This window comes from Streptomyces sp. NPDC052496 (genome assembly GCF_040679095.1).
Lineage (GTDB): Bacteria > Actinomycetota > Actinomycetes > Streptomycetales > Streptomycetaceae > Streptomyces.
On the sequence record NZ_JBFAUH010000047.1, the window covers coordinates 1 to 11,765 of the forward strand.

Below are 11,765 nucleotides of genomic sequence, written 5' to 3' on the forward strand. Positions count from 1 at the left end.
GGTTGATAGGCCAGATATGGAAGCCTGGTAACGGGTGGAGTTGACTGGTACTAATAGGCCGAGGGCTTGTCCTCAGTTGCTCGCGTCCACTGTGTGGTTCCCGGGTTGCGAACAGTCGCAGCGTCGGTGAACCAAGTTCCACTGATTGATTTATTCAATTGAAGAGTGTGCTTGTTCGCTAGAACCCGATAGGGTTTCGGTGGTCATAGCGTTAGGGAAACGCCCGGTTACATTCCGAACCCGGAAGCTAAGCCTTTCAGCGCCGATGGTACTGCAAGGGGGACCTTGTGGGAGAGTAGGACGCCGCCGAACAATCTTTGGAGGACCCTTGGTCCCAGCGTTCACGCTGGGGCTGAGGGTCCTTTTTTGTTTCGCCGAAGCGCGCCGGAGTGGTCGGTGCGCGAGAATGTTTGCAGTACCGAAGACAGGAGTCACGTCGATGTCCCCCAACTCTTCCGACGATCGTTCGGAGCGCCGGCCGCAGCGGCGCGAGGGCGGTGACCGCGGCGGATTCCGGCGTGACGACCGTGGTCCGCGCCGGGACGACCGGGGCGGCCGGCCCTCTGGTGGCGGATTCGGCGCCGGACGCCGGGACGACCGCGGCGGTTTCCGCCGCGACGACCGCGATGACCGTGGCCCGCGTCGGGACGACGACCGCGGCCCCCGCCGCGACAACGACCGCGGTGGCTTCCGCCGCGACGACCGCGGGGGCTTCCCGCGCGACGACCGTGCCCCGCGCCGTGAGGGCGACCGTGGTGGCTTCCGCCGCGACGACCGTCCTGGCTTCTCGCGTGACGACCGCGCCCCGCGCGGCCCGCGCCGTGACGACGACCGCGGCGGTTTCCGCCGCGATGACCGCGGTCCGCGCCGTGACGACGACCGTGGTGGCTTCCGGCGCGATGACCGCGGTCCGCGCCGCGATGACGACCGTGGTGGCTTCCGCCGGGACGACCGCCGCGACGACCGCCCGCGCGGCCCGCGCCGCGACGACGACCGCGGCAGCTTCCGCCGCGATGACGACCGCGGTGGCTTCCGCCGGGACGACCGTGGCCCGCGCCGTGACGACGACCGTGGCGGTTTCCGCCGCGATGACCGTGGTCCGCGCCGCGATGACGACCGTGGTGGCTTCCGCCGGGACGACCGTGGTCCGCGTCGCGATGACGACCGTGGTGGCTTCCGTCGCGATGACCGTGGTCCGCGTCGCGATGACGACCGTGGTGGCTTCCGCCGGGACGACCGTGGCCCGCGCCGTGACGACGACCGTGGTGGCTTCCGTCGCGATGACCGCGGTCCGCGTCGCGATGACGACCGTGGTGGCTTCCGTCGCGATGACCGCGGTCCGCGTCGCGATGACGACCGTGGTGGCTTCCGTCGCGATGACCGTGGCCCCCGCCGGGACGACGACCGCGGCGGTTTCCGCCGGGACGACCGTGGTCCGCGCCGCGATGACGACCGCGGCGGCTTCCGTCGCGACAACGACCGTGGCGGCGACCGCGGCGGCTTCCGTCGCGACGACCGCGGCCCCCGCCGGGACGACGACCGCGGTGGCTTCCGCCGTGACGACGACCGTGGCGGGCGCCGCCCGTACGGTGCCGGGCGCGGCCGTGACGACCGCCGGGACGGCGACCGTGGCGGGTTCCGTCGCGACGACCGCCGGGACGACCGGCGGGACCGGGAGCCGATCAAGCGGCTGCCGATCCCGGACGACGTCACGGGCGACGAGATCGACAAGGACGTACGGCAGGAGCTGCTGAGCCTGCCCAAGACGCTCGCCGACGACGTGGCCCGGAACCTGGTCATGGTGGCCAAGCTGCTCGACGAGGAGCCGGAGGAGGCGTACGGCTACTCGCGGGTGGCGCTGCGGCTCGCGTCGCGTGTCCCCGCCGTACGCGAGGCGGCCGGCTTCGCCGCGTACGCCGTCGGCAAGTACGGCGAGGCGCTGGCGGAGTTCCGCGCGGCGCGGCGGATGACCGGCAGCGTGGAGCTGTGGCCCGTGATGGCCGACTGCGAGCGCGGCCTCGGCCGGCCGGAGAAGGCCCTGGCGATGGCCGGTGAGCCCGAGGTGCAGAAGCTGGACCGGGCCGGCCAGGTCGAGATGCGGCTGGTCGCGGCCGGTGCCCGGCGCGACATGGGCCAGACCGACGCGGCCGTCGTGACGCTGCAGAGCTCCGAGCTGGCGTCGAACTCCGTACAGCCGTGGACCGCCCGTCTGCGGTACGCCTACGCCGACGCGCTGCTGGAGGTCGGCCGCGAGGACGAGGCCCGCGAGTGGTTCGCCAAGGCGCTGGAGGCCGACCAGGGCGGCACCACGAACGCCTCGGACCGGCTGGCCGAGCTGGACGGCGTGGAGTTCACGGACGCACTGGAGGACGCGGACGAGGACATGGACGAGGACGACGACGCCACGGAGGACCACGAGGACGCGCCTGAGTCCTCCGCCACCGCGCCGGAGGCCTCCACCCCCGGTTCCGAGGCCTCCGCCACCGCTTCCGAGGCCACCGAAGGCGGTACGCCCGCCGGCGTGCCGCGCGAGGAGCGCCCCGAGCAGGGCTGATTCCACCGTGGTCACGCGGTGGCCCGGCTGCCGCGTGACCGCACATGAATGAAGGGCGGAACCCCGAGGGGTTCCGCCCTTCACCTGTATGGGGCAGCCGTCACCCGTCCGCAGCATGCGCGTACCGGGCGATCGGGTTCTCCAGCGTGCCGATCAGATGGAGGGCGCCGGCCGGGTCCTGGAGGTCCACCATCTGCTCGTTGTTGCGCAGCTGGAGACGGTTGAGGCAGGACAGCGCGAACTCGTCCGCGAACATGTCGTACTGCCGGAACTTGTCGGCGAGCTGCGGGTTGGCCTCCTGGTAGGCGCTCACGCAGTCGGCGACCGTACGCCAGAAGGTGTCCTCGTCCAGCACGTCGTGCGTGACGAGGATGCCGTTCAGGAAGCGGAAGAAGCAGTCGAAGACGTCCGTGAAGAGGGACAGCAGCTTCTTGTCCTCGGGGACGTCGGCGCGGATGCGCTCGACGGCCGGCGGCAGGACCGCGTCCGGGTCCATGACGGCGATCTCCTCGGCGATGTCCTTGAAGATCGCGCGCTGCACGGTGCCGTCCTCGATGACCAGGATGACGTTCTCGCCGTGCGGCATGAAGACCAGGTCGTAGGCGTAGAACGCGTGCAGAACGGGCGTGAGGTAGGCGTCCACGTAGCGGCGGAGCCAGTCCGCCGGGGCCAGGCCGGACTCCTCGATGAGGGCGGCGGCCAGCGAGCCGCCCTCGGGGTCGGTGTGCAGCAGGGAAGCCATGGTGGCGACCCGCTGGCCGGGCTCCAGGGTGGGCACCGGGCTCTCGCGCCACAGCGCGGCGAGCATCTTCAGGTACGGGGAGCCCTTGGCGGTGGCGGCCTCGTACTGGCGGTGGTGGTAGCCGATGGCGGCACGCTCGCGGATGATCGAGAAGCGGGCCGCGCGGAACGTCTCGTCGCTCGCGATCAGGCCCGCCAGCCAGTCGTTGATGGCCGGGGTGGCCTCCATGTAGGCGGCGGACAGGCCGCGCATGAAGCCCATGTTGAGGACCGACAGCGCCGTCTTGACGTAGTGCTTCGACGGGTCGCTGGTGTTGAAGAACGTCCGGATGGACTGCTGCGCCAGGTACGCGTCGTCGCCGGGGCCGAGGCAGACCAGGTGCTGCTGGGCGACCTCGGCGGCGAAGGTGACGGAGAGCTTGTTCCACCACTGCCAGGGGTGGACGGGGATCAGGTGGTAGTCCGCCGGGTCCAGGCCGAGGTCCCGCAGCGTGGCGGCGAACCGCTCCAGGGTGGGGCCACCCAGCTCCTCCTGGATCAGCCGGTCGTAGTCCAGGCCCTCGCCCGCGGTGAAGGTCGAGCGGTCGCGGCGCGCGGCCAGCCAGATGAGGCGGACGGGGTGCGCGGCCTCGGGTGCGTACGCGTGGTACTCGTGCACGCCGAAGCCGAGGCGGCCGTTGTTGGCGACGAAGCACGGGTGGCCTTCGGACATCCCGGTCTCGATGGTCTGGAAGTCCGCTTTCGCCAGTTCCGCGGCGGCCAGGGGGCCGGCGGCCAGCTTGTACGCCGTACCGGAGAGGGTGGAGCTGATCTCCTCCAGGTAGACGGGCAGGATGTCGTCGCTGAGGGCGAGGGTGCGGCGCAGCTCGATGAAGAAGTCGAGGGCGTCCAGGGGGACCTCGGCGCCGTCGCGGCGGCGGGTGATGGCGTCGGCGTCGATGTGCCAGTGGTCCAGGCTCAGCCGGCGGGCGGTGAAGCGGTACTCGACGCGGTCGTCGTCGCTGCGGACGACGTAGTGGCCGTCCTCGGGCAGCCGCTGCGGTGTCAGCAGGCGCTCGTGGGCGAACTCGGCGAGGGCCTTGCGGACGAGGAGGCGGTTGGCGCGCGCCCACAGCTCGGGGGTGAGGTGGCGGACGGCGTCGCGGGCGGTGGTCCCGGCAGGGGCCGAGGTGGTGTCCGCGGTGGGGTTCAGCATGGGTTTTCTCCTCGGGCGGCCAGGAACTGGCCGCGGGTGCAGGTGCTCAGGTACGCCTCGCCCTTGGGCAGCGTGACGGTGCGGACGATCTCGAAGCCGACGGCCTTGTTCAGGGCGTGCACCGCGGTGTTCCCCACGGCGGGTTCGACGACGACGCGCTGGTTGCCGGGCTCGGCGAACAGCATGTCCATGACGGTGGTGATCACGGCGAGGGTGAAGCCGTGCACCGGGGTGTCGGTGGGCGCGGTCAGGAAGTGCATGCCCACGTCGCCGGGCGCGGCCTCGTGGACCTCGGTGACCTCGCGGTGCGCCGGGTCGTAGCGCTCCATCAGGAAGGCGGGGACGCCGTTGTGCAGGCCGATGAAGGCGTCGTGGTACGGGTCGGCGTCGATGCGCGCGAACTCCTGCTCCACCGCCGCCAGGTCGGCGTCCTGCATCATCCAGTAAACGGCTTTGGGGTGGGTGACCCAGCCGTGCAGCAGCTCCGCGTCGCCGGCCGGGTCGACCGGGCGCAGCGCGAACTCGCCGAGCGAGGCGTGGGTGCGGGTGAAGACGGGCGCGGTCATACGGGGGAGACCTCCACGGGCTGGTGCGGTCCGGCCGGGGCGGCGAACTCCTGGAAGGCGATGGACTTCTCGACCGGGTAGTACTCGCGGCCGAGCAGCTCGCGGATGATGCAGGAGTTGCGGTACGCGGCCATGCCCAGGTCGGGGGTGACGAAGCCGTGGGTGTGCAGCTCGGCGTTCTGCACGAAGATGTCGCGGCCCGCGGTGTCGACGCTGTAGTTGCGGGCGACCGCGTAGCGGCCGGAGTCGTCCCAGGCGATGCGGTCGGTGACGGGGGCGAGGAACTCCGGTGTCGCGTACCGGTATCCGGTGGCCAGCACCAGGCCCTGGGTGGCGAGGGTGAAGTCCTGGCCCTGCTCCTCCTGGCGCAGCTGGAGGGTGTACGTGCCGGAGGCCTCGTCGTAACCGGCCCCGTCGAGCGCGGTGTTGGTGAGCAGCCGGGTCGGGCAGGGACCGTGGAGGTTCTTCTGGTAGAGCAGGTCGAAGATCTCGTTGATCAGCTCGGAGTCGATGCCCTTGTAGAGGTTCTTGTGCGCGGCGTTGAGCCGGTCCCGGGTGGCCGCGGGCAGCGCGTGGAAGTAGTCCACGTACTCCGGGGAGGTCATCTCCAGGGTGAGCTTGGTGTATTCGAGGGGGAAGAAGCGCGGGGAGCGGGTGGCCCAGGTCAGGTGGTAGCCGTGGCTGTCGATGTCCTGGAGGAGGTCGTAGTAGATCTCCGCGGCGCTCTGGCCGCTGCCGACGATGGTGATGGAGTCCTTGGCCTGGAGGGCGGCCTTGTTCTCCAGGTAGTCCGCGTTGTGCAGGAAGTCGCCGCCGAGGCCCTGGCAGGCTTCGGGGATGTGCGGCGGGGTGCCGGTGCCGAGGACGAGCTTGCGGGCGCGGTAGGTCTTCTTCCCGCCGGTGGGCAGGTGGTCGGCGTGGACGACGTAGACCTGCTCCCGCTCGTCGTACTCGACGGTGGTGACCTGGTGGCCGAAGCGGACGGTGTCGAGCTTGGCGGCGGCCCAGCGGCAGTAGTCGTTGTACTCGGCGCGCAGCGGGTAGAAGCTCTCGCGGATGTAGAAGGAGTACATCCGTCCCGCTTCCTTCAGGTAGTTCAGGAAGGAGAACGGGGAGGTCGGGTCGGCGAGGGTGACCAGGTCGGCCATGAAGGGCACCTGGAGGGTGCTGGTCTCCAGCATCATGCCCGGGTGCCAGTCGAAGGACGGTTTGTTGTCCAGGAACAGGCCGTCCAGCTCGTCGATGGGCTCGGTCAGGCAGGCGAGGCCGAGGTTGAAGGGCCCGAGGCCGATGGCGATGAAGTCGTGAGGGGCGGACACGTGGGGTCTCCGTTTGCGGGGTGTCGGTCGGCCGTCGGCTGTGCGGGCCGGTCGGCGGGGACGGTCAGCTCGCGGCGCTGAGGGCCGGTTCGGGGCGCGCGGCGAGGTACGCGCCGGCGTGCTCGGCGATCAGGTCGAGGACCGTGGCGATGTCGGCCAGCGTGGTCTCGGGGTTGAGCAGGGTGAACTTCAGGTAGTGCCGGCCGTCGACGACGGTGCCCGCGACGACGGCGTCCCCGGAGGCGAACAGCGCTTCCCTGGCGTGCAGGTTGACCTCGTCGCTCAGCACCGGATCCCGGTCGTCGGTGTACGGCAGGTAGCGGAAGACCAGGGTGCTGAGCTGCGGCTCGACCACGACCTCGAAGCGCGGGTCGTCGTTGAGCAGTTTCCAGGCGTCGGCGGCGCGGTCGACGACCTCGTCGAAGAGTTCGCCGATGCCGTCGGCGCCCATGGTGCGCAGGGTCAGCCAGAGTTTGAGCGCGTCGAAGCGGCGGGTGGTCTGGATCGACTTGTCGACCTGGTTGGGGATGCGGCGCTCGGCCATCCGCGCCGGGTTGAGGTAGTCCGCGTGGTACGTGACGTGCCGCAGGGTGGCGTGGTCGCGGACGAGGACGGCGCTGGAGCTGACCGGCTGGAAGAAGGACTTGTGGTAGTCCACCGTCACCGAGTCGGCGCGCTCGATGCCGTCCAGGAGGGCGCGGCGGCGGGAGACCAGCAGGCCGCAGCCGTACGCGGCGTCCACGTGCATCCAGGCGCCGTACCGGGCGCACAGGTCGGCGACCTCGGGCAGCGGGTCGATGCTGCCGAAGTCGGTGGTGCCCGCGGTGGCGACGACGGCCATCGGGATCAGGCCTTCGGCCGCGCAGCGCGCCAGTTCGGCGGCGAGCGCGTCGGCGCGCATCCGCTTGTCGGGGCCGCACGGCACCGCGATGACGGCTTCCGCGCCGAGGCCCAGCAGGGTGGCGGCCTTCTCGATGCTGAAGTGGCCGACCTGGGAGGCGAGGATGCGCAGCCGGGGCAGGATGTCGGTACGGCGTACGGGAGTTGTGGCGCTCTGGGGCCCTTCGCCCGGAATGCTCTCGTCCGGGTTGTTCTCGCGGGCGAGGGCCGTACGGCAGGCCTCGTCGCGGGCCAGCAGCATGGCCTGGAGGTTGGACTGGGTGCCGCCGCTGGTGAAGATGCCGTCGGCGCGCTCGCCGAGGCCGATGCGCCGGGCGGTCCAGTCGATCAGGCGGCGCTCGATGAGGGTGCCGCCGGCGCTCTGGTCCCAGGTGTCCAGCGAGGAGTTGACCGCGGAGAGCACCGCCTCGCCCACCAGGGCGGGGATGACGACCGGGCAGTTGAGGTGTGCGAGGTAGCGCGGGTGGTGGAAGTAGACCGCGTCGCGGAGGTAGACCTCTTCGAGTTCGTCCAGCGCGGCGGCGGGGTCATGCAGCGGCTGTTCGAGGTCGATACCGGCCACGGTGGGGGTGAGGCCGTCGACCGTGACGCCGGTGAAGGGGCGTTCGGTACGGGATATTTTGTCGGCTATGCGGTTGACGCCTTCGGCGACGGAGCGGCGGTAGTGCTCGGTGGTGCTGTCGTTGAACAGCTGCGACCGGCTGTCCGGCGCTCCGGTGTGCGCGGCGGGCGACGGGTCCTCGGCGGAGTGCGCGAGGAGACTCATGAACGTGTCCTCCCTGATGCGGACTTGCTCACGTGGGGGGATGCGCATGGAACGCCCGCGCCTGGGCAGAAGACCGTCGGCGCAGGGGGGAACGGCCCCATCCGCTTACGTGATGAGGTAAGCCTAACCTAACTTGTGTGGCGGGAGGGAAAGGGGTGCCGAGGCCCCGGCGCGGGTCGCCCGCGCCGGGCCGTCGTCGGGTGCAAAGGGGCCGTACGGCCGGGAATCAGGCCTCTTCGTCCAGTACGCGCAGTACCAGACCGGTGGCCGGCTTGGGCCCGAAGGATGTCGACTTACGCGGCATGGTCACCCCGTCCAGCGCGAGTTGGCGCACGGTCCGCTCCAGGACCGGACGCATCAGTACGGCCGTACCGCCGTGCTTCGCCGCCTGCTCGACCGCGTCCCCGGCGCTGTGCAGATAGCTGATCTCGGACGGGTGGTCAGGGATCCGCCACACCTCGTCCAGCAGGACCGAATGCAGCACGGTCGCGTCCAGCTCGCGCCACGCCGCGGGGCGGTCCCGGCGGATCGTCCGGTCGAGCAGCTGCGGATCGGGACGGTCCAGCACACAGAACCGCTCCGGCCCCGACGCCAGCAGGAAGGCGCTGCCGGCCGTCGCGTCCAGCGCCGCCAGCGCCGCGTCGAGCGGGCCCTCCACCGGCCGGACGCGGAAGGCGCCGTCCAGCCCGGCCAGCGCGTCGTCCAGCGGCAGGTGCGGCAGTACGCGGTGGATGGCGCGCACCTGGAGCGGGTGGCGGGCGGAGTCGACGAGGAGCACCAGGCCGCTGGCCCAGGGGCTCGCCGCGTCGCCGGGGTGCTCCTCGCGCAGCCGCTGGTAGGTGGCCCAGCGGTGGTGGCCGTCGGCGATCAGGGCGTGCCGTACGGCGAGGTCCTCGTCGATGGCGGCCAGGTCGGCGGGGTCGGTGACGGCCCACAGCCGGTGGGCGAAGCCGTCCTCGGTGGTGGTGGCGAGCAGCGGCGTGGTGCGCGCGGTCCGTTCGATGACGCCGGTGGCGCCGTTGCCGGTGCCCTGGCCGACGTAGGACAGGAGCAGCGGCTCGAAGTTGGCGGCGGCCTCGCGCATCAGGGCGGCGCGGTCCTCGACGACCTCGGGGATCACGTCCTCGTGCGGCAGCACAGGGCCGTCGAGGGCGAGCGCGCCGATGAGGCCGCGTTGCAGGATGCTGCCCTTGCTCTGTTCGTACACGTAGAGCGCGGGCCGGTCGTCGGTCGCCAGGACGCCCTGCGCGCGCCAGCGGCGCAGCGTCTCGGCGGCCTGGCGGTGCCGGGTGGCGGGGTCGGGTGCCTGAGGGAGGATCAGCCGCACGATGTTGTACGGGTCGGCCGTTTCGAGGTGGCGCACACCGTCCGGCCGTACGACGACGTCGTACGGCGGCGAGGTGACGGCCGTGAGGCTGCTGACGCGGTCCGGGGCGTAGCGCAGCCCGCGGAAAGGGTGGAGGCGGAGGCCGTCGGTGCTGGTCATTGGGGAATGCTATGCCGCCTCGGTGAGTGCGGGATGATCGGGGGGAAACCGTGGTCCGGCCGGAAATATCGGTAGACCGGGTTCCGTTTCGCGGAACCCGCTGACCCACCTGAGTACCTGTGCGGAGAAGGAGCGAAACGGCATGAGCGAGCGGGTGCGCAAGCAGCCCGGACAGTGCGAACGGGCACTGAGCGCGGCGTACGACACGGCGCTGCTGGACCTGGACGGAGTCGTCTACGCCGGCGGCTCGGCGATCGACCACGCCGTCGCGTCGCTCACCACGGCCCGGGACGGCGGTATGCACCTGGCGTACGTGACCAACAACGCCTCCCGGACCCCGGACACGGTCGCGGACCAGCTCACCGGGTACGGGCTGCCCACCGCCCCGACGGACGTCATCACCTCGGCGCAGGCGGTCGCCCGGCTGATCGCCGGCCAGGTGCCCGACGGCGCGCGGGTGCTGGCGGTCGGCGGCGAAGGCCTGCGGGTGGCGCTGCGCGAGCGCGGGCTGGAGCCGGTGGACTCCGCGGACGACGACCCGGCCGCCGTGGTGCAGGGATTCGACCCGAAACTGGACTGGGAACGGCTGGCGGAGGCCGCGTACGCCGTCCAGCGCGGCGTGCCCTGGTTCGCCTCGAACACCGACCTGACGATCCCCAAGGAGCGCGGCATCGCCCCCGGCAACGGCGCGCTGGTGCAGGTCGTACGGACCGCCACCGGCGGCACGCCCCAGGTGGCGGGCAAGCCGGAGACGCCCATGCACCGCGAGACGGTGCTGCGGACCGGCGCGCAGCGGCCGCTGGTGGTCGGCGACCGGCTCGACACGGACATCGAGGGCGCCTACAACGGCGGTGTGGACTCGCTGCTGGTGCTGACCGGCGTGACCACCGCCGCCGAGCTGCTGGCCGCGCCGCCGCAGCACCGGCCCACATACGTCGACGCCGACCTGCGCGGCCTGCTCGGCCCGCAGCCGGAGGTGTCCGGGGAGGCGGACGGCGGCTTCCGGTGCGGCGGCTGGACCGCGTCCCTGCGGGACGGCGCGCCGGCGCTGGACGGTGAGGGCGCGCCGCTGGACGGCCTGCGGGCGCTGTGCGCGGCGGCCTGGACGGCGGCGGGGGACGGCAGCTGCGACGCCGACGCGGGGAAGGCGCTGGCGCGGCTCGGGCTGTGAAGCACCGTCTGCCGGAAGACAGGAGGGGCCCCGCTCGGTGAGCGGGGCCCCTCCCTGTGGTGTGCGGGTACGGACCGTCGTACGCGCACGGTACGGGGGGCCGGAGCCGGGGCCGTCAGCCCTGGTCGTCGGCGGCCGTGCTCGCGATGTACTCCGCGAGCAGGTCCTCCTCGCTGGCGCCGCGCCGCCAGTAGCCGGTGAACTTCACGGCCCGCCGGTCGAAGCAGCGCTCCCGCACGAGGTGCCGGCGCAGCGCCTTGACGTTGCCCGCCTCGCCCGCGATCCAGGCGTACGGCGTCCCCTCGGGCAGCTCGGCGGCGCGGACCGCTTCGAGGAGGGCGTCCTGCCCGTCCGCCGGCCGCTCGTCGGCCGCGAGCCAGGTGATGTCCGCGTCCGCGAAGGTGGGCAGCTCCTGGCGGTCGGCCGCGTGCGCGACGGACAGGAAGACCTTGGCCTGGGTGCCGGGGGAGAGCCAGGCCAGGATGCCGGCCACCGCGGGCAGTGCCGTCTCGTCGCCGGTCAGCAGGATCCAGTCGGTGCCGGGCGGCGGGCGGAAGTCGACGCCGCCGTTGTCCTCGACGGCCGGGCCGAGGACCGAGACGCGGTCGCCGGGCACGGCGGACGCCGCCCACCGCGAGGCCGGGCCGCCGGCCGCGGCGCCCGGGGCGTCCGCGCCGTGCAGGGCGAAGTCCACGTCGATCTCGTCGGGCTCGTGGCGCTGCTCGCGGATGGTGTACGAGCGCATCAGCGGGCGCTCCGCCGGGTCCTGGGCGCGCCAGGCGGGATACCAGTTCTCGCCCTGGTCGGCGAAGACCGGCTCGGACTGGTGGGCCTGCGGGAGGAACAGTTTGAAGCGCTGGTCACGGCCGCCGGAGGCCAGTTCGCCGAGCCGTTCGCCGCCGAAGGTGATCCGGACCATGGAGGGCCCGAGCCGCCGGGTGCGCACGACGTGCACGTCGAAGAAGCGGAACGGGGTGGTGGCGGGTGCGGCGGTCGTGGTCATGCGGAGGAACCTCCCGGAACCGTGACTCGGTGACTGCGGTGGGGGCGGGGTGCGAAGCCGGGCC

The 11,765-nt window shown here is 71.9% G+C and carries 9 protein-coding genes and 1 rRNA gene; 4 read left to right on the forward strand and 6 right to left on the reverse strand.

Annotated elements, in window-relative coordinates; all coding sequences use genetic code 11:
* Positions 1-195 precede the first annotated feature (195 nt).
* The 3 genes from rrf (at position 196) to AB0L45_RS37470 (ending at position 2,554) form a co-directional block, all read left to right on the forward strand.
* Positions 196-312: ribosomal RNA gene (gene rrf / locus AB0L45_RS37460) — 5S ribosomal RNA — on the forward strand.
* A gap of 206 nt (positions 313-518) precedes the next feature.
* Complete coding sequence (locus AB0L45_RS37465) at positions 519-1,754, forward strand: hypothetical protein (protein ID WP_365848277.1); 1,236 nt, start codon at positions 519-521, stop codon at positions 1,752-1,754.
* On the forward strand, positions 1,682-2,554 hold the full coding sequence (locus AB0L45_RS37470; protein ID WP_365848273.1) for a hypothetical protein: 873 nt from the start codon (positions 1,682-1,684) through the stop codon (positions 2,552-2,554). The genes AB0L45_RS37465 and AB0L45_RS37470 overlap by 73 nt, the downstream gene beginning before the upstream one ends.
* Positions 2,555-2,654: 100 nt before the next feature.
* Here AB0L45_RS37470 and AB0L45_RS37475 read toward each other — a convergent pair whose 3' ends face one another.
* The 5 genes from AB0L45_RS37475 to AB0L45_RS37495 all read right to left on the reverse strand — a co-directional run bounded on the left by AB0L45_RS37475 (position 2,655) and on the right by AB0L45_RS37495 (position 9,527).
* Positions 2,655-4,490: an IucA/IucC family siderophore biosynthesis protein gene (locus AB0L45_RS37475; protein WP_365848247.1), complete on the reverse strand. Its 1,836-nt coding sequence runs from the start codon at positions 4,488-4,490 to the stop codon at positions 2,655-2,657.
* Positions 4,484-5,056 (reverse strand): GNAT family N-acetyltransferase, encoded by a 573-nt coding sequence (locus tag AB0L45_RS37480; RefSeq protein ID WP_365848248.1) that lies wholly within the window; start codon positions 5,054-5,056, stop codon positions 4,484-4,486. The genes AB0L45_RS37475 and AB0L45_RS37480 overlap by 7 nt, the downstream gene beginning before the upstream one ends.
* Positions 5,053-6,375, reverse strand: a complete 1,323-nt coding sequence (locus AB0L45_RS37485) for a lysine N(6)-hydroxylase/L-ornithine N(5)-oxygenase family protein (RefSeq protein WP_365848249.1) — start codon at positions 6,373-6,375, stop codon at positions 5,053-5,055. Before AB0L45_RS37485 ends, AB0L45_RS37480 begins: the two co-directional genes overlap by 4 nt.
* A 64-nt stretch (positions 6,376-6,439) precedes the next feature.
* Positions 6,440-8,041 (reverse strand): aspartate aminotransferase family protein, encoded by a 1,602-nt coding sequence (locus tag AB0L45_RS37490; protein WP_365848250.1) that lies wholly within the window; start codon positions 8,039-8,041, stop codon positions 6,440-6,442.
* A gap of 226 nt (positions 8,042-8,267) precedes the next feature.
* Positions 8,268-9,527, reverse strand: coding sequence for a DUF1015 domain-containing protein (locus AB0L45_RS37495; RefSeq protein ID WP_365848251.1), 1,260 nt, complete (start codon positions 9,525-9,527; stop codon positions 8,268-8,270).
* 142 nt (positions 9,528-9,669) lie between these two features.
* Between AB0L45_RS37495 and AB0L45_RS37500 the strand changes: the two genes are divergently transcribed.
* Entirely contained in the window at positions 9,670-10,698 is a 1,029-nt protein-coding gene (locus AB0L45_RS37500; RefSeq protein ID WP_365848252.1) for an HAD-IIA family hydrolase, read from the forward strand.
* A gap of 115 nt (positions 10,699-10,813) precedes the next feature.
* Here AB0L45_RS37500 and AB0L45_RS37505 read toward each other — a convergent pair whose 3' ends face one another.
* On the reverse strand, positions 10,814-11,701 hold the full coding sequence (locus AB0L45_RS37505) for a siderophore-interacting protein (RefSeq protein WP_365848253.1): 888 nt from the start codon (positions 11,699-11,701) through the stop codon (positions 10,814-10,816).
* Positions 11,702-11,765 lie beyond the last annotated feature (64 nt).